This is a genomic window from Curtobacterium sp. UNCCL17, assembly GCF_000686685.1.
Lineage (GTDB): Bacteria > Actinomycetota > Actinomycetes > Actinomycetales > Microbacteriaceae > Curtobacterium > Curtobacterium flaccumfaciens.
In genome coordinates this window covers 805,966-829,930 of the sequence record NZ_KK366001.1, presented here as the reverse complement: position 1 = coordinate 829,930, position 23,965 = coordinate 805,966, and the positions used below count along the sequence as shown (strand labels likewise).

Sequence of the window (23,965 nt, the reverse complement as noted above, 5' to 3'; positions counted from 1 at the left end):
ACTGACAATCTTCAATCCAAAAGGAATTGCTTCATGACCCAGTCAGCAAGCCGACCAGGCACGAGGTCAATCAATAAATTGGCATTGACAATGTGCACGCTGTTGAGTTCTCAAGGACCAGACGCACTCCCCGCTCGACCCATCACAGGTTCCGCCAGAGAGGCATTCGTCTTGTACAACATCCTGGGCGCACAACCAGAGGTCGTGGTTCCGAGGAGTTGGTTGCCTGAGCGGGACCCCGTCCGGACTGCATCTCCAGGTGTTCAACCCGGTGATCGTCTCGGCCGTTCCGTTCTCCGCCTCAGCGGCAACGAGTGATTACTTTACGCAGAGGTGAACGGCAGCGCCAAGCCGGGCCACATCCCGGGCGTGTCGCCATCTGCGCCCGCGCTGAACACTGCGCCGAGAACGACGAACGGCCCGCTCCCCAGCTGGGGGAACGGGCCGTTCGGCAGCGCTGTCAGTGCCGGGCGATGACGGGGTTCTTGAGCGAACCGATGCCGGAGATGGTGACCTCGACGATCTCGCCGTCGCGGATCTGTCCGACACCGGCCGGGGTCCCCGTCAGGATGACGTCACCGGGCAGCAGGGTCCAGATCGAGGACACGAACTCGACGAGCGACGGGATGTCGTGCACCATCTCGTTCGTCGAGGCCGCCTGCCGGAGGTCACCGTCGACGCGGGTCTCGATGCGGATGTCCGACGGGTCGATCTCGGTCTCGATCACGGGGCCGAGCGGGCAGAAGGTGTCGAACCCCTTCGCCCGGGTCCACTGCCCGTCGCGCGCCTGCAGGTCACGGGCGGTCACGTCGTTGGCGATCGTGTAGCCGAGGATGACGCTCGCGAAGTCCTCACGCCGGACGTTCTTCGCGAGTGAGCCGATCACGATGGCGAGTTCGCCCTCGTGGTCGACGCGTCCGATGTCGGCGGGGAGGCGGATGGGTTCGTCCGGACCGATCACCGAGGTGTTCGGCTTGAGGAACACCACCGGGTCGTCGCCGGCGCGCTCGTCCATCTCCGAAGCGTGCTCCGAGTAGTTGAGCCCGACGCCGATGACCTTCGAGCGCGGGATGACGGGGGCGAGGAGCTTGGCGTCGGCGAGTGCCACGCGCTCCCCCGTGGTCTCGAACCCCTGGTACATCGGGTCTCCCGCGAGCACCACCAGGGCGCGCTCGTCGAGGATGCCGTACCGGGGGTCTTCACCCTTGCTGCTGAACCGTGCGATCTTCACCGTTCGACCCTACCCACGCCCGCCGGTCGATCAGGACGCGTCGGTCAGCTTGGTCATCCACCCGTGCGGGTCGGGACGACGGCCGTACTGGATGTCGGTGAGTTCGTCGCGCAGGGACATCGTGAGCTCCCCCGCCCCGACGGTCGGCGAACCGATCGTGAAGCCGTCGCCCCGGAGCTCGGCGATCGGGGTCACCACGGCGGCGGTGCCGCACGCGAAGGCCTCGGTGATCGAGCCGTCGGCGACGCCGTCACGCCACTCGTCGAGGGTCACCCGGCGCTTCTCGACGGTCAGGCCGCGGTCCTCGGCCAGCTGCAGGATCGAGTCACGCGTGATCCCTTCGAGGATCGAGTCGGAGTCGGGCGTGACGAGGGTGCCGTCGGACTTGACCAGGACGACGTTCATGCCGCCGAGCTCTTCGAGGTACTTGCCCTCCACCGAGTCGAGGAACATCACCTGCTGACAGCCGTGCTCGTACGCCTCTTGCTGGGGCAGCAGCGACGAGGCGTAGTTGCCGCCGGTCTTCGCCGCACCGGTCCCGCCCTTGCCGGCACGGGCGTACTGCGTCGACAGCCAGATCGACACCGGCTTCGGGCCCGAGGTGAAGTACGCACCGGCCGGGCTCGCGATGCAGTGGTACGCGACGGCCTGTGCCGCCCGGACACCGAGGAACGACTCCGTCGCGATCATGAACGGCCGCAGGTACAGGCTGGTCTCGGGCGCCGAGGGCACCCAGTCGACGTCGGTCTGCACCAACTGCCGGATCGACTCGACGAACGCCTCGACCGGGAGCTCCGGCAGAGCGAGCCGTCGGGCGGACCGCTGGAATCGCCGGGCGTTGGCGTCCGGTCGGAACGACCACACCGAACCGTCCGCGTGCCGGTAGGCCTTGAGCCCCTCGAAGATCTCCTGGGCGTAGTGCAGGACACTCGCACTCGGGTCGAGGGACAGCGGCCCGTACGGGTGGATCGACGCGCTGTGCCAGCCGTCGTCGAGCGTCCACTCGACCGTCGCCATGTGGTCGGTGAAGTGCTTGCCGAAGCCCGGGTCGGCGAGGATCTGCTCGCGCTCGGCGGCCGCGCGACGGTCGGCGGACGGGGTGCTGGCGAACTCGAGTCCGAAGGCGGTGTCGGTGCTCATGGGGAGGACTCCTTCTCAGGCGGTGGTGGTGCGTGCCGTGGCCGCGGCGGCGATCGCGTCGCCGATCTCGGCCGTGCGACGCGGCGTGGTGCCCCGGTCGGCGAGGTCGGACTCCACCGCAGCCGTCACCGCGGCCGCCAGGTCACCGCGACCGATGTGGTCGAGCAACAGGGCGACGGAACGGATCGCGGCGGTGGGGTCGGCCAGCTGCTGACCTGCGATGTCCGGCGCGGAACCGTGGACCGGCTCGAACATGCTGGGGAAGGTGCCGTCCGGGTTGATGTTGCCCGAGGCCGCCAGACCGATGCCGCCGCTGATCGCGCCGGCCAGGTCGGTGATGATGTCGCCGAACAGGTTGTCGGTGACGATGACGTCGAACCGTGCGGGGTCGCGCACCATGTGGATGGTGACCGCGTCCACGTGTTGGTAGTCGACCGTGACGTCCGGGTACTCGGCGCCGACGGCCGCGACGGTGCGCTGCCAGAGGGCTCCGGCGTGCACCAGGACGTTGCTCTTGTGCACGAGCGTCAGGTGGCGACGCGGGCGTCGGTCCGCCAGCGCGAAGGCGTACCGCACGACCCGCTCGACACCGAAGGCGGTGTTCAACGAGACCTCGGTCGCGATCTCGTGCGGGGTACCGGTCCGGATGGCACCGCCGTTGCCGACGTAGGGCCCTTCGGTACCTTCGCGCACGACCACGAAGTCGACCTCGCCGGGGTCGGCGAGCGGTGTCGGGACGGCCGGGTGCACCGTCGTCGGCCGGAGGTTCACGTAGTGGTCGAACGCGAAGCGGAGATTGAGGAGCAGCCCGCGCTCGATGATGCCCCCGGCGAGCCGCGGGTCACGCGGGTCACCGCCGACCGCTCCGAGCAGGATCGCGTCGTGCTGCGCGATCGCTGCCATGTCGTCGTCGGTCAGGATGTCGCCGGTCTCCAGGTACCGTGCGGCGCCGAGGGAGAACGGGGTCTCCTGCACCACGAGGTCGTCCGGCAGGACCGCGTGCAGGACCTTCAGGGCCTCGTCGACGACCTCGGGGCCGATGCCGTCACCACGGATGACCGCGAGTCGGATCGTCTGCGCGCTGCTCATGTCCGCCACTCCCCTAGAGCGTGATGTCGATCTCGCGGAGCGAGGACGCGTCGATCGCCGAGCGGACGTGCTCGAGGATCTCGGCCGGCACGGGCGAGTCGACCGTCAGGACGCTCAGCGCCTGGCCACCGGCGGCTTCGCGCGAGATCTGCATCGCGGCGATGTTGATGCCGGCCTGGCCGAACTCCTTGCCGTAGACCGCGACGATGCCCGGTCGGTCGGTGTACTCCATGACGACGTGGTGCCGGTCGAGCGGCACCTCGACGTCGTGCCCGTTGATCTCGACGAGCTTCTCGACCTGCTTCGGGCCGGTGAGCGTGCCGGACACGCTGATCGCCGGGCCGTCGGACTGGGCACCGCGGATCGTCAGCACGTTGCGGTACTCGGGGCTGTCGGTCTCGGTGATGAGGCGGACGGTGACCCCGCGCTGCTCGGCGATGAGCGGGGCGTTGACGTACGAGACCTGGTCGCTCACGACGTCGGTGAAGACGCCCTTGAGCGCCGCGAGCTTCAGCACGCTGACGTCGTACTCGGCGAGCTCGCCGTGCACCTCGACGTCGATGCTCGTGACCGGCGAGGTCGCCAGGGCGGTGAAGACCTGGCCGAGCTTCTCGACGAGCGGGATGCCGGGGCGCACGTACGGGTCGATGACCCCGCCGGCCACGTTCACCGCGTCGGGCACGAGCTCGCCGCCGAGGGCGAGACGGACCGACTTGGCGACCGAGACGCCTGCCTTCTCCTGCGCTTCGTCGGTGGAGGCACCGAGGTGCGGCGTCACGACGACGTTCGGGAGCGCCAGGAGCGGCGAGTCCTTCGGGGGCTCGGCGACGAAGACGTCGAGGCCGGCGCCGGCGATGGTGTTCGCCGTGAGTGCACGGTGCAGGGCGTCCTCGTCGATCAGGCCGCCGCGGGCCACGTTCACGACGAACGCGGTCGGCTTCATCAGGGCGAACTGGGCGTCCGAGATCATGCCGAGGGTCTCCGGCGTCCTCGGCATGTGGATCGTGGTGAAGTCCGCTCGGCGCAGCAGGTCGTCGAGGGAGACGAGCTCGACCCCGAGCTGCTGCGCACGTGCCGTGGTGACGTACGGGTCGTACGCGATGACCGTCACGCCGAAGGCCTGCAGCCGCTGGGTGATGAGCGCGCCGATGCGGCCGAGGCCGATGATGCCGACGGTCTTCTCGTAGAGCTCCACACCGGTGTACGACGAGCGCTTCCACGCACCGGCGGCCAGCGAGGCGTGGGCGGCCGGGATGTGCCGCGCGAGCGACAGGATGTGCCCGACCGTGAGCTCCGCCGCCGAGATGATGTTCGAGGTCGGGGCGTTCACCACCATCACGCCGGCGGTCGTCGCGGCCTTGATGTCGACGTTGTCGAGGCCGACGCCGGCACGGGCGACGACCTTCAGGCTCGGTGCCGCGGCGATCGCCTCGGCGTCGATCTTGGTGGCGGACCGCACGAGGACGGCGTGCGCGTCGGACAGCGCCGCCAGGAGCGCCGGACGGTCGGTGCCGTCCACGTTCCGGATCTCGAAGTCGGGCCCGAGGGCGTCGACCGTTGCGGGCGAGAGTTCTTCGGCGATCAGGACGACCGGCTTCGACACAGCAGCTGTTTCCTCACTCGAGACGGTTGGTATCCCACCATGCTATCGACGCGGGCCGGTGGTTACGACCGCGGGAGCGGTCCTGTGGAGAACCACACGACGGCCGGGAGGCGCGGGGCGGGGCCGCACCGTGCCTCCTGGCCGTGGGCGGGTCACGTCAGAAGTCCAGCAGCGTCGGGACGAACAGCTGGAGGTCGAGCCAGAGGGCGCCGGCACCCGCGAACGCGACCACGAACACCGCGATCGTGACGGGCAGGCTCGCGCGCCGGGTGATGACGATCGCCGCGACGAACGCGACCGGCGCGATGAGGATGTCGAGCACGAGCCACAGCCACGGGGTGCTGGTCTGCAGCGAGTCGCCACCCGAGGTCGTCTGGAGGAACGCGTTGAAGGCGTCCACCCGCTGGTTGATCTGCGTCAGGTTGCCGACGGCCTGCACCGTCATGTAGGCGAACAGCGCCGCGAACACGACCCAGACCACGATCTTCGCGACCACGGGGGCACTGTTCCGGCGGGTCGTCGCCGGCACTGCCCCGGTCACCCGAAGCTCCGCGTCAGGAGGAACGGCCAGGGGAAGAGCACGACGGCGCCGAGGAGCATCCAGAGCAGGCGGGTCCGGGTGCGGCTGCTGCGCGCTGCCCAGAGCACCACCGTGAACCAGAGTGCCGGCGCGAGGATCGCGAGGAAGCGGAGCACCTCGACGAAGAGCGTGAGGACGGTGTCGACGCCGGAGACGTACGCGGTCGACGCGGTCAGGAGCCAGGCCACCGTGTAGAGCAGGTAGAGGCCACCGAAGACGCCGAACCCGACGAGCGCGCCGGAGGTCTCGGGCGCTTCGGGGTCACGGGCTCCGCGGTCACGCACCGCCACCGGGTTGTGCGCCGCGTCGACGTGGGTGGCGTCGTCCGCGTCACCCCAGCTGAGGGCGGCGTCGTCGGTGTCGACGGCGTTCGGCACGTCCGGGTCGATCGACCCGTCTGGTGGGGATGCTGCCGTGGTCATGCCCCGATTCTACGAGGGAGACGACCCCGGGGAGACCAGCGACGGCCGGGAGGTCGACGTCAGACGTCGGCCGGCTGCGTCGCGAGGACCTCGGCGACGACGTCGCGGACGGCAGGGAAGAGCGGGTGGCTCTCCATCAGGCCCGTGAGGATCTCGGTGAGCGCGTGCGCGGTCGCCCCGGAGCGCAGGAGTGCGTGCAGCTCGATCGACTCCGGGTCGTTCTCGTCGTCGAACGCGAGCGCCGCGCGGACCGCACCGAGCAGGTGTTCGACGGGCAGGCCGCGCTCGGCGAGCTGCGACGCCGGGCCGACGAAGCGTTCACGACGGCCGAGCTTGCGGAGCGGGTTGCGGCCGACGCGTGCCGTGGAGTCCGGCAGGTGCGGGTTCGCGATGCGGGAGAGGTTCGCGGCGACGTAGCGCGCGTGGTCCTCGGGGTCGAAGCCGTGCTTCGCGATCAGCAGTGCGGTGGTCTCGGCGAGCACCCCGTCGACCTCGGCGCGGACGGCGTCGTCCTCGAGTGCTTCGCGGATGAGCCGGATGCCCCGCACGTAGCCGTGGTAGGCGGCGGTGGCGTGCGCCGTGTTGACCGTGTAGAGCTTGCGCTCGACGAAGGGCTGCAGGTCGTCGACCCAGGTGACGCCCTCGATCGTCGGCGGTTCGGCGTCGGAGCCGAGGAACGGGGTGCGCTCGATGACCCACTCGTAGAACGGTTCGAGCACGACGTCGAGGCCGCCGGACTGCCCGAGCACACCGGACTGGTCCGGGACGATGCGGTCGATCGCGCAGTTCGCGAAGACGGCGGCGATGTCGCGGTCTTCGAGGATGGGGGCGCGGCGGATGCTGGCGTGCAGGGAGTCGGTCGCGTTGAACGCGTTCTCGCAGGCCACGATCGTGACGTCAGCGCGCTCGAGCGGACGTGCCGCGAGCCCTTCGGCGATGAGTGGCGCGACGAGCGGGAGCGTGCGTGCGCCCACGGCGGTGGTCACCACGTCGGCCTCGGCGATGGCCTGCACCACACGCTCGCGGTCGGTCTTGCTGCTGAGCGCACGGAACCCGTAGACGAGGTGCTCGACCGGCATCTCGCCGACCTCGTGCACCACGAACCGGCCGGCTTCGTTCAGGGCCGAGACCACGCGTTCGTCGACGTCGACGAAGGTGAGCTCGTAGCCGCTCGCCACGAGGAACTGGCCCACGAACCCACGCCCGATCTTGCCGGCGCCGATGTGGACCGCTCGCTTCGTCACCGCCATCGAACGATCATCCCATGCTGGTCGGGGCGGTCCTGACCGCGGGTGCGCAGCACGGCCGACGGGTGTCGGGAATCGTCCGCGCGCACGGCGGAGGGACGCCGGTCCGCGGCGTCGGGGCTGGAGAAGAGCTGCTGCATAACGTTCGGGTCACATCGCGAGGCGGCGGTGCAGGTGCACCGCCGCCTCGTCATCGAGTGGTTCTCGGAAGACTACCGCGCGGCCGAGCCGTCCACGTAGTCGCCGTCGTTCTGCTTCCACGCGAAGAGCGCGCGGAGCTCACGGCCGGTGGCCTCGATCGGGTGGCCCTCGCCCTTGGCACGGAGCGCCTTGAACTCCGGAGCGCCGGCGTCCTGGTCCTCGATGAAGCGCTTCGCGAAGGCACCGTTCTGGATGTCCGCGAGCACCGCCTTCATGTTCTCCTTGACGTCCGGCGAGATCACGCGCGGGCCGGAGACGTAGTCACCGAACTCAGCGGTGTCGGAGATCGACCAGCGCTGCTTGGTGAGGCCGCCCTCCCAGATGAGGTCGACGATGAGCTTGAGCTCGTGCAGGACCTCGAAGTAGGCGATCTGCGGCTGGTAGCCCGCCTCGACCAGGGTCTCGAAGCCGTACTGGATGAGCTGCGAGGTACCACCGCAGAGCACGGCCTGCTCGCCGAACAGGTCGGTCTCGGTCTCCTCGGTGAAGGTCGTCTTGATGCCGCCGGAGCGGAGGCCACCGATGGCCTTGGAGTACGACCACGCGAGGTCCCAGGCGGAACCGGACGCGTCGACCTCGACGGCGACGATCACGGGGACGCCACGGCCGGCCTCGTACTCGCGGCGGACGGTGTGCCCCGGGCCCTTCGGCGCGACGAGCGACACGTCGACGCCCTCGGGCGCCTCGATGTAGCCGAAGCGGATGTTGAAGCCGTGGCCGAAGACGAGCGTCGCGCCCGGCTTGAGGTTCGGGCGGATGTCCTCGGCGTAGACGATGCGCTGGACCTGGTCCGGCGCGAGGATGACGACGACGTCGGCCCAGGCGGTGGCGTCGCCCGGGGTGTGGACCTCGAAGCCCGCCTCTTCGGCCTTCTGTCGGCTCTTCGAGCCCTCCTGCAGGCCGATCTTCACCTCGACACCCGAGTCACGGAGGTTGAGGGCGTGGGCGTGGCCCTGCGAGCCGTAGCCGATGACGGCGACCTTCTTGCCCTGGATGAGCGTCAGGTCGGCGTCGGCGTCGTACACGATGTCAGTCACGAGGGTGTGTCTCCTTGGTTCTGTGGTCTGTGCCGGGCACCATCGGCGCCCGGAAGGGTGTGACGGGCGCTCAGCGCACCCGGTCGGTGATGCTCTTCGGTCCGCGGCCCATGCCGAGGAGGCCCGCGCGGGCGAGCTCCTTGACGCCGTAGGGCTCGAGCACGCGGAGGATCGCCTGGATCTTGCCGGGGTCGCCGGTCACCTCGACGATCAGGGAGTCGGTCGCCACGTCGACGACCTGGGCACGGAACAGGTTCACTGCTTCGAGCACCGCCGAGCGCGTCTGGTTGTCGACGCGCACCTTCACGAGCATGTGCTCGCGCTGGACCGACTGCGAGAAGTCCAGTTCGACGATCTTGATGACGTTCACCAGCTTGTTGAGCTGCTTCGTCACCTGTTCCAGCGGGAGGTCCTCGACGTCGACGACGACCGTGATCCGGCTGAGGCCGTCCACCTCGGTGTTGCCGACGGCGAGCGACTCGATGTTGAACCCGCGCCGGGCGAAGAGTCCGGCGACACGGGTCAGCAGACCGGGCTTGTCCTCCACGAGGAGGGAGAGGACGTGGCTCATGCGGTTTCTCCCGTCATGTCGGCGTCCTCGTCGTCCCAGGTGGGCGCGAGTGCCTGGGCGTACTCGATGGACGAGTTGCTGACGCCCTGCGGGACCATCGGCCAGACCATCGAGTCACGGCTCACGACGAAGTCGATCACCACCGGGCGGTCGTTGGTCGCCAGGGCGAGCTCGATCGCGGCGTCGACCTCGTCGGCCTTCTCGACGCGAATGCCGAGGGCACCGTAGGCGTCGGCCAGCTTCACGAAGTCCGGGACGCGGCGCGAGGCGTGCCCCGTCTCGAGGTCGGTGAAGGAGTGCCGACCGTCGTAGAACAGCGTCTGCCACTGCCGGACCATGCCGAGCGACGAGTTGTTGATGATCGCGACCTTGATCGGGATGTCGTTGATGACGCAGGTCGCGAGTTCCTGGTTCGTCATCTGGAAGCAGCCGTCGCCGTCGATCGCCCAGACCACGCGGTCCGGCTGTGCGACCTTCGCACCCATCGCTGCGGGGACCGAGTAGCCCATCGTGCCGGCGCCACCGGAGTTGAGCCAGGCGTTGGGCCGCTCGTACTTGATGAACTGCGCGGACCACATCTGGTGCTGGCCGACACCGGAGGCGTAGACGGCCTCGGGACCGGAGAGCTCACCGATGCGCTTGATGATGCCCTGCGGCGCGAGGAGTCCGTCGGTCGGCTCGGCGTACCCGAGCGGGAAGTCGGTCTTGAGCTGGTGGAGCTTCGCCCACCACTCGTCGGTCGACGCGCGGTCCTCGACGGCGATGCCGCCCCAGGCGTCGAGCAGGTCGACCAGGACCTCGCGGGCGTCACCGACGATCGGGACGTCGGCGAAGCGGATCTTCGAGATCTCGGCAGGGTCGATGTCGACGTGCACGACCTTGGCGTCCGGCGCGAACTCGTCGGCCTTGCCGGTCACGCGGTCGTCGAAGCGGGCACCGAGGGCGACGATGAGGTCGCTGTCCTGCAGGCCGAGCACCGCGGGCACCGTGCCGTGCATGCCGGGCATGCCGAGGTGCTGCGGGTGCGAGTCCGGGAACGCGCCGCGCGCCATCAGGGTCGTGACGACCGGCGCACCGGTCGCCTCGGCGAAGCGGAGCAGCTCCGCGGTCGCGCGGGAGCGGATGACCCCGCCGCCGACGTAGAGCACCGGGCGCTTCGACTCGGACAGCAGCTGCGCGGCCGCGGTGATCTGCTTGCCGTGCGCCTTGGTCACCGGCCGGTAGCCGGGCAGGTCGATCTTGGGCGGCCACACGTACGGCGCCGACTTCTGCTGGGCGTCCTTCGTGATGTCCACCAGCACGGGACCGGGCCGACCGGTCGTCGCGATGAGGTGCGCCGCGGCGAGGGTCGCCGGCACGTCGGCCGGGTCGGTCACCAGGAATGAGTGCTTGGTGATGGGCATCGTGATGCCGACGATGTCGGCTTCCTGGAACGCGTCGGTGCCCATCAGCGTCGAGAACACCTGACCGGTGATCGCGATGAACGGCACCGAGTCCATGTAGGCGTCGGCGATGGCCGTGACGAGGTTCGTCGCACCGGGGCCGGACGTCGCGATGGCGACCCCGACCTTGCCGGACGACGAGGCGTAGCCCTCGGCGGCGTGGCCGGCGCCCTGCTCGTGACGGACGAGGATGTGGCGGATCGTGGTCGACGCCATCAGCTCGTCGTAGAACGGGATGATCGCGCCGCCCGGCAGGCCGAAGACGTCGGTGATCCCGAGGTGCTCGAGCGTCCGGAGGACGGCTCCCGAGCCGGTCAGGATCTCCGGCGACCGGCGTGCACCGGCGGCCGCGGACAACGGAGTTGCTTCCGTGGGCATGAGTGGTCCTTGCCTGAGTGGTGGCGGTGGTGCGGGTGTCGGACGCTAGCCCGTGACCGCGCCCTGGGCGGCGGACTTGACGAGCTTGGCGTACTTCGCGAGGACTCCGCGGGTGTAGCGCGGGGGCAGCGGGGCCCAGCCGTCACGGCGGGCCTCCAGCTCGGCCGGGTCGACCAGTAGGTCGAGCGAGCGAGCCGCGATGTCGACACGGATGCGGTCGCCATCACGAACGAAAGCGACTGGACCTGCGTCCACTGCTTCCGGTGCGATGTGGCCGATGCACAGGCCGGTTGTGCCGCCTGAGAATCGACCGTCGGTCAAGAGTAGTACATCCTTGCCGAGGCCCGCGCCCTTGATGGCCGCGGTGATGGCGAGCATCTCGCGCATGCCCGGGCCGCCCTTGGGGCCCTCGTAGCGGATGACGACGACGTCGCCCTTCTCGATCTTGCCCTCGGTCAGGGCGTCCATCGCCGCACGTTCACGATCGAACACGCGGGCGGGGCCCTCGAAGACGGAGGCGTCGAAGCCCGCGGTCTTCACCACGGCGCCCTCGGGGGCGAAGGAGCCCTGCAGGACGGTCAGGCCACCGGTGGCGTGGATCGGGTTGTCGAGCGTGCGGAAGACCTCGCCGTCGAGTGCCGGCGGGTCGATCTCGGCCAGGTTCTCGGCGACGGTCTTGCCCGTCACGGTCATGCACTCACCGTGCAGCAGGCCCGCGTCGAGCAGCGCCTTCATGATCACGGGGATGCCGCCGTTGCGGTCGACGTCGACCATGACGTACTTGCCGAAGGGCTTCATGTCGGCAAGGTGCGGGACCTTCGAACCGATGCGGTTGAAGTCGTCCAGCGACAGCTCGACCTCGGCCTCGTAGGCGATCGCGAGCAGGTGCAGGATGACGTTCGTCGAGCCGCCGAGGGCCATCGCGACAGCGATCGCGTTCTCGAACGCTTCCTTGGTGAGGATCTGGCGGGCGGTGATGCCGTGCTCGAGCATGTTCACCACGGCCTCGCCGGAGCGGTGCGCGTAGTAGTCGCGGCGACGGTCGGCGCTCGGCGGGGCGGCGGAGCCCGGCAGCGACATGCCGAGGGCCTCGGCCACACTCGCCATCGTGTTGGCGGTGTACATGCCACCGCAGGCACCTTCACCCGGGACGATGGCGCACTCGATCTTCTTGAGCTCTTCCTCGCTCATGGTGCCGGCCTTGCAGGCACCGACGCCCTCGAAGGAGTCGATGATCGTGACTTCCTTCATCGTGCCGTCGGCCTGCTTCACGTAGCCCGGCATGACCGAACCCGCGTAGAGGAACACGCTCGCCAGGTCGAGTCGCGCGGCGGCCATCAGCATGCCGGGCAGCGACTTGTCACAGCCGGCGAGCAGGACGGTGCCGTCGAGGCGCTCGGCGTTGACGACGGTCTCGACGCTGTCCGCGATGACCTCACGCGAGACGAGGGAGAAGTGCATGCCCTCGTGGCCCATCGAGATGCCGTCCGAGACGGAGATGGTGCCGAACTGGAGCGGGTAGCCGCCACCGGAGTGCACGCCCTCCTTCGCACCCTGCGCGAGGCGGTCGAGCGAGAGGTTGCACGGCGTGATCTCGTTCCACGAGGACGCGATGCCGATCTGCGGCTTGCTCCAGTCCTCGTCTCCCATACCGACGGCCCGCAGCATGCCACGCGAGGTGGTTGCTTCGATCCCGTCGGTGACGACCCGGCTGCGCGGCTTGACGTCGATATCAGGCATGGGATGAGTCTAGGACGCTTTGGGATACCAGCCGTGCACCCCCGTGCATTCTCATGCTCCGGGCCCGCGATCAGCGGGTGGCGCGGAGCCTCGCCAGCTGCTTCAGGACCCCGGTCAGGGCCGCGGGGTCGGCGATGCGGTACCCGGCCCGGGTCTGGCCCGGCCCGACCTTCACCCCGACGTCGCCGTCGCCGAGCACGCGGAAGGCGTCCTCGTCGGTGACGTCGTCGCCGGCGAAGAACACCGCGTCGGCGCCGTGCAACTCGCGGAGCCGGGCGATCGCGTCGCCCTTCGTGACGTGGCGCACCGCGAACTCGACGATGTCCTTGCCACCGCGCTCGAGCACCTCGGGGTCGGCCTCGTGCGCCGCACGGCTCGCCGCCGCGTTCGCCTCGGCAGCGACCTCGGCGGAGACGCGGCGCGTGTGCACCCCGTGCCCCGCGGGCTTGTGCTCGATGACGACGCCCGGGAACCGTTCGCCGACCGCGTCGAGCGCGGCACCGATCCGTGCCACACGACCGACCTCGTCATCGGACAGCGCGGCCTCGTCGTGACCGTCCACGCGCCACTCGACACCGTGCGAACCGACGAGCGCCATGTCCTCGGGTGCGTGGGTCACCGCGGCCAGGCTGCCGAGCGGGCGCCCGGACACGAGCACCACCTCGGTGTCCTTCGCGCGGTGCAGGGTCAGGACCGCGGCCCATGAGCCGGGCAGCGCGCCGACCTGCGAGGGGTCGTCGGCGAAGGGGGCCAGCGTGCCGTCGAAGTCGAGGGCGACGATCAGTCGCGGCGCAGCCGCGAGCGTCTCGAGGGCCGCGTCGATGGCGGTCTGGTCGGTGGTGGTCTCAGTCATCACGTGCCTCCCGGGTGTCCTCGGCAGCCCTGGCGGACTGGGCGTCCTCGTCGAAGATCGACATGTTGTCGGTCTGCGCCTCACGGTGCTGCTCGCGCGGGTCGGCGGCGGACGGGTCGATCTGGGCGTTCCGCGGCGCGTGCCGGTCGAGCGCCTCGAGGAACGAGCGCGACCAGCGCGCCACGTCGTTGTCGCGGACGCGCTTGCGGAGCGCGCGCATGCGCGTCGACCGCTCGCGACGCGGCATCTGGATGGCGCGCTCGATCGAGTCCTTGAGCGCCCCGATGTCGTGTGGGTTCACGATCACGGCCTGCTTGAGCTCGTCGGCGGCACCGGCGAACTCGGACAGGATGAGCACCCCGTCGTTGTCGAAGCGGGCGGCGACGTACTCCTTCGCGACGAGGTTCATGCCGTCGCGCAGTGCGGTGACGAGCATGATGTCGGCGGCCAGGTACAGCGCCACCATCTCCTCGCGCGGGTAGCCGTGGTGCAGGTACGAGATCGGTTGGTGGCCGATGACGCCGAGGTCGCCGTTGATGCGGCCGACGCTCAGCTCGATCTCGTCGCGGAGCGCCGCGTACGAGTCGACACGCTCGCGACTCGGGCTCGCGACCTGGATGAGGGTGGCGTCCTCGACCGCGATCCGGCCGTCCTCCACCAGCTCGCCGAAGGCCTTGATGCGGTGGCGGATGCCCTTGGTGTAGTCGAGCCGGTCGACACCGAGCAGCACCGTCTTCGGGTTGCCGAGGCTCTCGCGGATCTCGCGTGCACGCTCCTGCACCTCGGGCTTGCGGGCGATCGCCTCGAAGCTCTCGGCGTCGATGGAGATCGGGAAGTGCCTGGCCTCGACGTGGCGCACCGTGATGCCCTTGCGGCTGCGCGGGGCTGCCGGGTCGTCCACCGGGACGTCGATCGTGGTGCCCTTGGTCGTGTAGCCCTTGATGTGCCGCACCGCGCGCAGGAAGTCGCTGGCGTCGTCGTGGCGCTGGAAGCCGATGACGTCGGCGCCGAGCAGCCCGTCGAGGATCTGCGCACGCCACGGCAGCTGCGCGTAGATGCCGACCGGCGGGAACGGGATGTGGTTGAAGAAGCCGATCGTCAGGTCGGGACGCTTCGCACGGAGCAGGGCCGGCACGAGCTGCAGCTGGTAGTCCTGCACCCAGACGATGCCGTCCTGCTCGACGATCTCGGCGATCTGCGTGGCGAAGCGCTCGTTCACCCGCTTGTACGCGTTCCACCAGTCGCGGTGGTAGCTCGGGTGCTCGATGACGTCGTGGTACAGCGGCCAGAGCGTGTCGTTGCTGAAGCCCTCGTAGTACTCCTCGACGTCGTCGTCGGAGAGCGGGACGGGGACGATGTGGATGCCCTCGTTGTCGAACGGTGCGACCTCGACCTCGGCCTGCCCCACCCAGCCGACCCAGGCTCCGTCGTTCGCGCGCATCACGGGTTCGAGGGCGGTGACGAGGCCGCCCGGCGAGTGCCGCCAGCCCTCGTTGCCGTCCTGGTCGACGACGCGGTCCACCGGGAGTCGGTTGGAGGCGACGACGAACGAGTAGCGGGTCTGTTCGGTGCGGTCTGCAGGCATGGGGTGGTGTGATCTCCGTTCCGCCCGGCCGGGGCCGGGTGCGTCGGTGCGTCGTGCGTCGGGTGCGACGGCCGGCGTGGTGCGCCGGGCGCGCTGCCGAAGTTACCAGCGTGGGGACAGCGCATTCACGGCGGATCGGCGGTTCCGCTACGCTGCAGGCACGTGTCGGGGGGACACGGGTGCTGGAGTGCGGCGCCGGCCTCCCGGTCGGAGAGGACCCCCAGCCGTGAGCGAGAACCCGCCCAACCAGCCCGTCCCGCCGTCGCAGCCCGGCCCCGGCCAGTCCGCCGGGACCGGCCAGCCCGCCTGGCAACAGCAGCCGGGAGGCCCGCAGCAGTGGTCGGGTCAGCCCGCCACCGCCGCGCAGCCGTCCGACGCGTTCGGTCGCTTCCTGCGCTCCGTGTCCGGTCGCGACTGGCTGGCGGCCGTGCTCGCCGCCGTCGGCGGCTGGGTCGCGGCGTACGTCGTCGCGGGACTCTCACTGCTCATCACCGTGGGCCTGCTCGCATCCGGCGGCAGCGGTTCGGCAGCTCCGTCCACCGGGTCCGGCACCGACCTCGGCGCGGGCTCGGCCCCCGACGTGGAGTCCCTGCTCTCCGGCGTGAGCGTCCTGCTCGGTGCGCCGGCGCAGCTCGTGGCCCTCGCCGACCTCGGCCGTCTGCACCTGTCCGGGTCCATCGGGTTCCTCGGTTCCGGTTCGGGCTCGCTCGCCGTGGTGCCCGCGCTGGTGCTCACCGCGCAGGTCGTCCTGGCCGTCGTGCTCACCCGCCGGATCCGTACGCGTGGCCTCGGTCGCACGCAGGTGCTCATCACGGCGGTGGTCTCCGGCCTCGTCACCACCGTGCTCACGAACGTCGCGGCCGCCCTGTTCGCGATCCGGTTCCCGTCGGTGTCCGGCGCGGTCATCGAGCCGGTGCACGCCGTCGGTGTCGGGAGCATCCTCGGCGCGTTCGTCATCGGTGCCCTGGCCGCGCTCCTCGCCCGGCCCTCCGTCCTGGCTGGTGGCAACGTCTTCGCCGCCCGCCTGCTCGGCACACTGCGTGTCGCCGCGTCGCAGCTCACGGTCCTCGTCGTGCTGGTCGCCCTCGTCGTCCTCGTCGTCGCCGTCATCGCCCAGCCGTCCTTCGGCTCCGCGTTGCCGCTGCTGCTCGGCAACGTCGCGGTCGGGCTGACCGCGCTCGGGTTCTTCGGTGGTGTGGGGACCTCCGGCTTCGGGTCCGCCAGCGACACCGCCTCGGTGTTCGGCGGGGCCGGCGGCTGGACCTGGCTGGTCGTGCTGTTCGTCGTCGTCACCTCGGTCGTGGCCGGGCTCGCACTCGCCGTCCGCCGCAACGACCGGATCCGCACCACCCTCGACTGGGTCGTCACGCCGCTGGTGTGGTTCGCACTCGGTCTGCTGTTCTTCGTCCTCGGCACCGGCGTCGCCTCGTACCAGGTGAGCAGCACGACCTCCGTGGACGCATCGGGGTCGATCGGCGTCGCGCCGTGGACGCCGATCGTCTTCGCCCTGTGGGGCGGCGTGATCGAGGTCGTCGCCCGGTACCTCGCTCCGGTGCTCCTGCCCCGCCTCGGTGGTGCCGCGGTGCTCCGGACGTCGCGTCTGGTCGGGGCGGACCCCCGCCCCGTCGTGCCGCAGGCGTTCCCGGCCGGGCCCGTCGCCGGTCCGGGTGCCCCCGTGGCACCCACCGCCCCCGTCGACCCGGCCGCTCCCGGTGCTCCCGCCGCGCCCGGCGCGCCTGTCGCCGCCGGCGCTCCGGCCGCCGCCGCGTGGAACACTCCCCCGGCCGCCGGCCAGCAGGCGCCGTACCCGCCGGCCGGGTCCGGCCAGGAGCCCGCGGACGGCCCGCAGTCGAACTCCGGCGCGCAGCCGTCGTACGGGTCGCAGCCGCCCTACGGCACGCAGCCCCCGTACGGCGCACCACCCGCCTACGGGTCGCAGCCGTTCATCGGCGGTGGTGCCCCCGCTCCGGCACCGATGTCCCCGCGGTCCAAGAAGATCCTGGTCCGTTCGCTCATCGCCGGCGGCGCCGTGATCGTCGTCGTCATCGCCGGCGCGGTCACGACGAGCGTCCTCCGCGCCAACGTGTGGGGTCCGGCCCCGACCGTCAAGTCCTACGTGCAGGCCATCGCCAGCGGTGACGCCGACACCGCCGCCGACCTGAGCGAGGTCCCCGACGACGCCGCGATGCTCGACTCGAAGGTGCTCCGGAGCGCGAAGGACCGCCCGTCGGACATCCGCGTCGGCCGGGTCGCCCGGACCGGTGACACCGCGATCGCCACCCTGAGCTACACGCAGGACGGCAAGAACCGCTCCGGCCAGGTGTCGTTGCGGCGCACGGGCACCTCGTTCCTGGTGAAGGACGAGTGGCGTGTCACGCAGCCCCTCGCCCAGCAGGTCACCCTGACGGCCTCCGACGTGCTCGAAGGTGCACCCGTGACCGTCGGCGGCAAGGAGATCGGGAAGATCAGCGAGGGCAAGTTCACGTCCCTCGCCTACCCCGGCACCTACCAGGTCTCGGTCGGCGGGACGAAGTACTTCACCGGCGGCACCGAGAAGGTCTCCGTGGGCACGGCCGCGTCCGGCTACGTCGACTTCGCGCCGAAGGCGACCAAGGCACTCGAGCAGGACGCCGAGCGGTACGTGACCGACCTGATCGACGACTGCGCCGAGAAGACCGAGCTCCGGGCCCTGAGCGGTTGCCCCTGGTACGGGCCCTACGACGCCGACGGCGGCGTGCAGTACGACGTCACGTCGAAGCCCGAGCTGCAGGTCGAGGCGTCCCGCGCCGGCACCGTGATGGTGACGAGCACGAAGGACGGGAGCGTCTCGTACAGCTACACCTCGTACCTCGGTGACGAGAAGCGCGGCGAGGATTCCTTCGATGTGAACCAGTACCTGAAGGTGGAGGACGGCAAGCTCGTCTCCGCCTACTGAGCAGGAGCCGAATGAGCAGGAGCCGACTGAGCGGCTCCGCAGCACCGCGACGGCCGACCCGGGATCTCCCGGGTCGGCCGTCTCAGTAGGCTGACGAGCATGGTCAGGACACGGGCGTGGTGCAAGGGCGACACGGTCGAGCGGGACTTCCCCGTCGACCGGATCTCCGACCTCGTCGCCGATCCGGACACGTTCGTCTGGATCGACTACACCGACCCGACGTCGGGCGACCTCGAGCAGATCGAGGAGGAGCTCGGCATCCACGCGCTCGCGGTCGAGGACGCCGTCGAGCACGGACAGCGGCCGAAGCTCGACCGGTACCGGGACAGTCTGTTCCTGGTCGTCTACGACGTGGGCGGCACGGACGACGAGGGCGACCTGATCACGCACGAGGTCAAGGCCTTCGTCACCGAACGGGCGCTCGTCACGATCCACGGGTCCGATGTCGACACCACCCCGATGGAACACCGACTCACGGCGAACTCCGACATCGCCGAACACGGCGTGCCCTGGCTCGTCTGGGCGCTGCTCGACGCCGTCGTCGACCGGGCCACCGACACCGTCGAGGACCTGGAGCGGCAGATCGACGCGCTCGAGGACGACCTGTTCGAGCCGGGCGACCCCCGTGAGCAGCAGATCCAGCGGCGGTCGTTCCGGCTCCGCAAGACCCTCGGGGTGCTCCGGCGGCTGGTCGTCCCGACGCGGGACAGCGTCGCCTCGTTGCTGCACGGTGACGCGGAGACGATCTCGAACGGCATCCGGCCGTACTTCCGCGACGTCGAGGACCACCTGGTCTCGATCGCCGACTCGGTCGAACAGCTGCGCGACGCGGTGTCGAGCGTGCTCGACACGACCCTGAACCTGGCGTCGAACCGGCAGAACACCGTCATGAAGAAGGTCACGAGCTGGGCGGCGATCATCGCGATCCCGACGGGGGTGACGAGCTTCTTCGGGCAGAACGTCGAGTTCCCGGGCGAGGGTGCCTGGAGCGGGCTCTGGGCGTCACTCGCGATCATCACCGCGTCGTCGCTCGTGCTCTACCGCGTGTTCAAGACCCGCGACTGGCTCTGAGCGCGCAGGGCTCCGGCACCCGAACGGTCCGAGGCCCCGCCGACGTCAGAGCGCGAGCGCCAGGACCCCGGCGACGACCGTGAGCGGCGCGACGACGCACCCGAGCGCCATGTACCGGCCCCACGACAGGTGCACGCCCTCGGCCGACAGCCGCGCGTGCCACAGGAGCGTCGCGAGTGAGGCCCACGGGGTGATGAGACAGCCGGCGTTCACGCCGATGAGCAGGGCCGCGTACCGCACGGCCTCGTGCCCGGCGGCCGGTTCGAGCACCAGGTACGCCGGCAGGTTGTCGATGCCGTTCGCCGCCACCGCGCCCGCACCGCCGAGCAGCAGCAGCGGGCCGGTCCCGGTGCCGCCCTGCAGCGCGTGCACGATCGGGTCGGTGATGCCCGTCGTGTGCAGCGCCTCGACCACCACGAAGAGCCCGGCGGCGAACAGCAGGGTCGACCACGGCACTCGGGACACCCGGAGTTCGGACGGGGACCGGAACGCCGCGACCACGACGAGCACCACGGCGGCCAGGACCGCAGCGATCCACACGGTCACCCCGGCCGTCAGGGCGACGACGAGCGCGACGAGCACGGCGGAGGCCGCCCAGAAGAACACGGGGTCCTTCGGCGTGCGGACGGACACCGGCGAGTAGCGGCCGAACAGCTTGCCCCGGAACACCACGAGCAGGACGATGCACGGCACGACCACCCCGGCGACCGCGGGCCAGGCCATCAGTCCGGCGAACGGCAGCGGGCCGCCGAGCCCCATCCGGTCGACGGCGAGCAGGTTCGTCAGGTTCGACACCGGCAGCAGCAGCGAGGCGGTGTTCGCGAGCCAGACCGTGGTCAGGGCGAACGGCATCGGGGGCAGTCCCACACGCCGTGCGAGCGAGACGACGATGGGGGTGAGGAGCACCGCGGTGGTGTCGATCGACAGGAAGACGGTGCAGAGCACGGCGAGCACGACGACCGCACCCCAGAGCCCGATGGTGCGTCCGCCACCGACCCGGGCGGCGACGTCGGCGAGGCGGTCGAACACTCCGGCGTCCGCGGCCAGCTCGGCGACGATGGTCAGTCCGAGCACGAACCCGAGGACCGGCAGGACCCGGTCGGCGAGCACGGCGAGGTCGTCGAGGGGCAGCAGCCCGAACACGACGCAGACCGCGCCGACCACGAGCAGGGCCGCTCCGATGACCGCTTGACGCACGAACACTCCTCTGGCAGACACCGCGGCAGGGTGACCGGCGGCGCTCCAATGTACGGGCCGGTAGCGTTGTCAGCACGACGACAGGAGGCCTCTGTGCGCAAGTTCATGTTCAACGGTGCGGTGTGGAGTTCGCTCATCAGCGGCTACAGCGTGCTGCAGACCACCCGCCAGGGACCGCGCGACTGGCGGCTCGCGCTGACCTGGGTCGCGTGGCTCGCCACGACGATCGTGGCGATCGGCACGGTCGTCGAGGACGACCGCGCGGTCAAGGCGCGCCAGTAGGACCAGACGCGGCAGGCGGTCGCAGACGCGACCGACCTCGAGACCGGGAGGCACGGTGCCAGCTGGCACCGTGCCTCCCGTTCGTCGTCCTGGCCGTGCAGGGCACGCCGATCCGGTCACCGGGTCAGCGCTCGGACTCCGGGATGCCGGAGGTCTGGATCGGTCCGGTGAAGAGCGCACCGCGCTCGTCGTCGCCGAACAGCTGCGAGTCCCCCTCTGCCGGGCGTCCGCGTCGCCGCGGCGCCGTCGCGCTCGGCTCGGTGAGCTGTACCCGCTGGACCGGCAGGGCGTCCGGGTGGGTGCGTTGGATCCACTCGACCATCTCCTCGCGGACGTAGCAGCGGAGGTCGAACAGGCCACCGGCGTCGGGTGCGGTCACGAGGATGCGGACCCGGACGAGTCCCCCGACGGCGTCCGTGACCTGGAGCACCTTGACCCGGCGGTCCCAGATCGTCGAGGTGTCGAGGATCCGGTCGAGCTCCGCGCGCATGTCGGCCGGGCTCACCCGCCAGTCGAGGTCGAACTCCACGGCGCCGAGCAGTTCGCTGCCGGTCCGCGTCCAGTTCTCGAACGGCGTGCTCGTGAAGTACGTCGACGGCAGCACGAACCGACGGTCGTCCCACAGGTGGACCACGACGTAGGTCAGGGTGATCTCCTCGATCCGGCCCCACTGCTGCTCGACCACGACGACGTCGTCCACCCGGATCGACCCGGAGAACGCCAGCTGCATGCCGGCGAACACGTTGCCGAGCGTGGACTGCGCGGCGAGGCCCGCGACCACGGAGATGAGGCCGGCGCTGGCGAGCACGCTCGCGCCGGCCGCCTCGACCCCGTCGAAGGTCAGCAGGATCGCGCCGACCGCGATGATGACGAGCACGGCGACGGTGAGCCGCCGGATGATGAGCACCTGGGTGCGGATGCGACGCGCCTGCCGGTTGTCGGGCACGTCGATGCGGAAGCGGTGCAGCCCCAGGTCCTCGAGGAAGATCGCGACCTGGCACGCCAGCCAGCACCCGGTCGCGATCGTGACGATGAGGAAGGCGTGCGCGACCTCGTCGCGCCACGGGTAGGCGTCGGCGTTCCGCGGGATGCTCGACGTGAAGGCGATCCAGAGCAGGACCACCAGCAGCACGGTGCGGAACGGGTGCTTCGTCCGTCGCGAGAGCACGCCGGCCCAGCGTTCCCGGCGCGCGATCGCCCGGAGGACCAGGTGCAGGACGAGGGCGACGACGGCGGTGACGAGCAGGGCGAACCCGATCGCGACGAGGAGTCGGAGGAGGATGTCCATCCCTCCATGCAAGCAACGGACGACGGTCGTCGTTCAGGATCGGGCCACCGTCGGCTGTGCGGACGTTCAGCAGCTGCGGTTCGACCGAACCGGGGTTTGCGTGACGGCCCGGTCCGGTGCGCATGTAGGTTCTCTCGCATGACAGCGCAGAACGACACGGGTGGCAACCGAGCGCCGGCGAACGACTTCTCGCACGAGCAGGAGGGCTACCAGCACGGTCTGAAGCCCCGGCAACTGCAGATGATCGCGATCGGCGGCGCGATCGGCACCGGCCTCTTCCTCGGTGCCGGTGGACGCCTGCACACCGCGGGCCCCGCGCTCGCGCTGACCTACCTGGTCGCCGGGATCTTCGCCTTCTTCATCCTGCGGGCCCTGGGCGAGCTGGTGCTGCACCGCCCGTCCTCGGGGTCGTTCATCTCGTACGCCCGCGAGTTCTACGGCGAGAAGTTCGCGTACGCCGCGGGCTGGATGTACTTCCTGAACTGGGCGATGACCTCGATCGTCGACACCACCGCGGTCGCGATCTACCTGCAGTACTGGTCGGCCTTCACCGCCGCACCGCAGTGGCTGCTGGCGCTGATCGCCCTGGTCGTCGTCCTCGCGGCGAACATGGTCGCCGTGAAGGTGTTCGGTGAGCTCGAGTTCTGGTTCGCCCTGATCAAGGTCGCCGCACTGGTGACGTTCCTCGTCGTCGCGATCATCTGGCTCGTCTTCGCGTTCCCGGTCGAGGCCGGTGGCGAGGCCGTCCGGACCGGCTTCTCGATCTGGGGTGACAACGGCGGGCTGTTCCCGAACGGGCTGCTCCCCGCGGTCATCGTGATCCAGGGTGTCGTCTTCGCCTACGCCGCGATCGAACTCGTCGGCACCGCGTCGGGTGAGACGCAGAACGCCGAGAAGGTCATCCCGCGCGCGATCAACTCCGTGGTCTTCCGCATCGCGGTCTTCTACGTCGGGTCGATCGTCCTGCTCTCCCTGCTGCTGCCGTACACGGCCTACAAGGAGGGCGAGAGCCCCTTCGTGACGTTCTTCTCGTCGCTCGGCAACCCGCACGTCGGCGCGATCGTCGGCGGCATCATGAACTTCGTCGTGCTCACCGCGGCCCTGTCGTCCCTGAACGCCGGCCTGTACTCCACCGGACGTGCGCTCCACTCGATGGGGATGAACGGTTCGGCGCCGAAGTGGACCACGAAGATGTCGAAGGGCGGTGTCCCCTACGCCGGCATCCTGCTCACCGCGGCGTTCACCGTCGCGGGCGTCGTGCTGAACTACTTCGTGCCGAGCCAGGCGTTCGAGATCGCCCTGAACATCGCCAGCCTCGGCATCATCACCGCGTGGGGCACGATCATCCTGTGCCAGATGCGGCTGCGCCAGTGGGCCAAGCAGGGGCTCGCGAAGGAACCCTCGTTCAAGCTCCCCGGGGCACCGGTCACCGCCTGGCTGACCCTGGCGTTCCTCGCCTCGGTCATCGTGCTGATGGCGATCGACTACCCCGTCGGCACGTACACGATCGCGTCGCTCGTCATCATCATCCCGCTGCTCATCGTCGGGTGGTTCCTGCAGCGTGACCGCATCCTGCGCATCGCCGCCCTGCGCGAGGGCGTCACGGGCCCCTACCCGATCGGTGTCCGCGACCCCGCCGCCTCGGTACGGCGCGACGGCGACGGGAGCTAGCGCTCCGCTTGTCCCCGGAACGCAAGGCCCCCAGCGCCGAACACGAGCGGTCCGGCACCCGTCGCTACCATCAGCGGGTGCCGGACCGCTCTGTTTCTCCCACCCTCGACCTGCAGCTCAGCTGGCGAGGTGCCTACGGACGCCTCCGGGTGTTCCCGGATCGTCTCGAGGCCGAGACCGACTACCAGCGCGAGACGCGCACGACGGTGCCGATGGACGCGGTGCAGGGGTGGCGCCTCGGACCGTGCGACGAGGACGCCGTCTGCGTCGAGTTCCTCGCCGGGCAGGACACCTACCGGGTGCTGCTCGACACCCCGGACGAGCAGCTCGCTGCGCTGGCGATCCGGAAGGTGCTCGGCCCGCCGCTGGAGTCCTGAGGACGCCGGTGCCGGGCCGCGGGAG

Annotated in this window: 20 protein-coding genes; 5 read left to right on the top strand and 15 right to left on the bottom strand. The window is 70.1% G+C overall.

Annotated features, from left to right (window positions below; genetic code table 11):
- Positions 1 to 460: 460 nt before the first annotated feature.
- The 13 genes from BR70_RS0113765 to otsA all read right to left on the bottom strand — a co-directional run bounded on the left by BR70_RS0113765 (position 461) and on the right by otsA (position 15,119).
- On the bottom strand, positions 461 to 1,231 hold the full coding sequence (locus BR70_RS0113765; protein ID WP_027466538.1) for a fumarylacetoacetate hydrolase family protein: 771 nt from the start codon (positions 1,229 to 1,231) through the stop codon (positions 461 to 463).
- A gap of 30 nt (positions 1,232 to 1,261) precedes the next feature.
- The gene (locus tag BR70_RS0113760; RefSeq protein WP_027466537.1) at positions 1,262 to 2,371 is read right to left on the bottom strand and encodes a branched-chain amino acid aminotransferase; all 1,110 of its coding nucleotides are present in this window, start codon (positions 2,369 to 2,371) and stop codon (positions 1,262 to 1,264) included.
- Positions 2,372 to 2,386: 15 nt separating this feature from the next.
- Positions 2,387 to 3,460: a 3-isopropylmalate dehydrogenase gene (locus BR70_RS0113755; protein ID WP_035809174.1), complete on the bottom strand. Its 1,074-nt coding sequence runs from the start codon at positions 3,458 to 3,460 to the stop codon at positions 2,387 to 2,389.
- Positions 3,461 to 3,473: 13 nt separating this feature from the next.
- On the bottom strand, positions 3,474 to 5,063 hold the full coding sequence (serA, locus tag BR70_RS0113750; protein WP_027466535.1) for a phosphoglycerate dehydrogenase: 1,590 nt from the start codon (positions 5,061 to 5,063) through the stop codon (positions 3,474 to 3,476).
- Positions 5,064 to 5,220: 157 nt separating this feature from the next.
- Positions 5,221 to 5,559 carry a hypothetical protein gene (locus tag BR70_RS0113745; protein ID WP_027466534.1) on the bottom strand — a complete coding sequence of 113 codons (339 nt, stop codon included), beginning with the start codon at positions 5,557 to 5,559 and terminating at the stop codon, positions 5,221 to 5,223.
- A gap of 41 nt (positions 5,560 to 5,600) precedes the next feature.
- On the bottom strand, positions 5,601 to 6,065 hold the full coding sequence (locus BR70_RS0113740) for a hypothetical protein (protein WP_027466533.1): 465 nt from the start codon (positions 6,063 to 6,065) through the stop codon (positions 5,601 to 5,603).
- A gap of 59 nt (positions 6,066 to 6,124) precedes the next feature.
- A complete protein-coding gene (locus tag BR70_RS0113735) occupies positions 6,125 to 7,315 on the bottom strand; it encodes a mannitol-1-phosphate 5-dehydrogenase (RefSeq protein ID WP_027466532.1) in 1,191 nt (396 codons plus the stop codon).
- Between the two features lie 209 nt (positions 7,316 to 7,524).
- Positions 7,525 to 8,550 carry a ketol-acid reductoisomerase gene (gene ilvC, locus BR70_RS0113725; protein ID WP_027466530.1) on the bottom strand — a complete coding sequence of 342 codons (1,026 nt, stop codon included), beginning with the start codon at positions 8,548 to 8,550 and terminating at the stop codon, positions 7,525 to 7,527.
- Positions 8,551 to 8,620: 70 nt separating this feature from the next.
- On the bottom strand, positions 8,621 to 9,121 hold the full coding sequence (gene ilvN, locus BR70_RS0113720) for an acetolactate synthase small subunit (protein WP_017888842.1): 501 nt from the start codon (positions 9,119 to 9,121) through the stop codon (positions 8,621 to 8,623).
- The gene (locus tag BR70_RS0113715; protein ID WP_027466529.1) at positions 9,118 to 10,941 is read right to left on the bottom strand and encodes an acetolactate synthase large subunit; all 1,824 of its coding nucleotides are present in this window, start codon (positions 10,939 to 10,941) and stop codon (positions 9,118 to 9,120) included. Before BR70_RS0113715 ends, ilvN begins: the two co-directional genes overlap by 4 nt.
- 45 nt (positions 10,942 to 10,986) lie before the next feature.
- Positions 10,987 to 12,681 (bottom strand): dihydroxy-acid dehydratase, encoded by a 1,695-nt coding sequence (gene ilvD, locus BR70_RS0113710; protein WP_027466528.1) that lies wholly within the window; start codon positions 12,679 to 12,681, stop codon positions 10,987 to 10,989.
- 70 nt (positions 12,682 to 12,751) lie between these two features.
- Positions 12,752 to 13,534: a trehalose-phosphatase gene (gene otsB / locus BR70_RS0113705; RefSeq protein ID WP_027466527.1), complete on the bottom strand. Its 783-nt coding sequence runs from the start codon at positions 13,532 to 13,534 to the stop codon at positions 12,752 to 12,754.
- The gene (gene otsA, locus BR70_RS0113700) at positions 13,527 to 15,119 is read right to left on the bottom strand and encodes an alpha,alpha-trehalose-phosphate synthase (UDP-forming) (RefSeq protein ID WP_027466526.1); all 1,593 of its coding nucleotides are present in this window, start codon (positions 15,117 to 15,119) and stop codon (positions 13,527 to 13,529) included. The genes otsB and otsA overlap by 8 nt, the downstream gene beginning before the upstream one ends.
- 226 nt (positions 15,120 to 15,345) lie before the next feature.
- Here otsA and BR70_RS0113695 point away from each other — a divergent pair, with 226 nt between their 5' ends.
- Positions 15,346 to 18,054, top strand: coding sequence for a hypothetical protein (locus BR70_RS0113695; protein ID WP_027466525.1), 2,709 nt, complete (start codon positions 15,346 to 15,348; stop codon positions 18,052 to 18,054).
- A gap of 99 nt (positions 18,055 to 18,153) precedes the next feature.
- Complete coding sequence (locus BR70_RS0113690; protein ID WP_027466524.1) at positions 18,154 to 19,125, top strand: magnesium transporter CorA family protein; 972 nt, start codon at positions 18,154 to 18,156, stop codon at positions 19,123 to 19,125.
- Between the two features lie 45 nt (positions 19,126 to 19,170).
- On the opposite strand, the gene BR70_RS0113685 is transcribed toward BR70_RS0113690, so the two are convergent.
- A complete protein-coding gene (locus BR70_RS0113685) occupies positions 19,171 to 20,322 on the bottom strand; it encodes an SLC13 family permease (protein ID WP_027466523.1) in 1,152 nt (383 codons plus the stop codon).
- A gap of 93 nt (positions 20,323 to 20,415) precedes the next feature.
- Between BR70_RS0113685 and BR70_RS0113680 the strand changes: the two genes are divergently transcribed.
- Complete coding sequence (locus BR70_RS0113680; RefSeq protein WP_027466522.1) at positions 20,416 to 20,604, top strand: hypothetical protein; 189 nt, start codon at positions 20,416 to 20,418, stop codon at positions 20,602 to 20,604.
- Between the two features lie 124 nt (positions 20,605 to 20,728).
- On the opposite strand, the gene BR70_RS21045 is transcribed toward BR70_RS0113680, so the two are convergent.
- The gene (locus BR70_RS21045; protein ID WP_035808876.1) at positions 20,729 to 21,892 is read right to left on the bottom strand and encodes a mechanosensitive ion channel family protein; all 1,164 of its coding nucleotides are present in this window, start codon (positions 21,890 to 21,892) and stop codon (positions 20,729 to 20,731) included.
- 138 nt (positions 21,893 to 22,030) lie between these two features.
- Between BR70_RS21045 and BR70_RS0113670 the strand changes: the two genes are divergently transcribed.
- Positions 22,031 to 23,563: an amino acid permease gene (locus BR70_RS0113670; RefSeq protein ID WP_027466521.1), complete on the top strand. Its 1,533-nt coding sequence runs from the start codon at positions 22,031 to 22,033 to the stop codon at positions 23,561 to 23,563.
- Positions 23,564 to 23,640: 77 nt separating this feature from the next.
- Positions 23,641 to 23,940, top strand: coding sequence for a hypothetical protein (locus tag BR70_RS0113665; protein ID WP_155896884.1), 300 nt, complete (start codon positions 23,641 to 23,643; stop codon positions 23,938 to 23,940).
- The last annotated feature ends 25 nt before the right edge of the window (positions 23,941 to 23,965 follow it).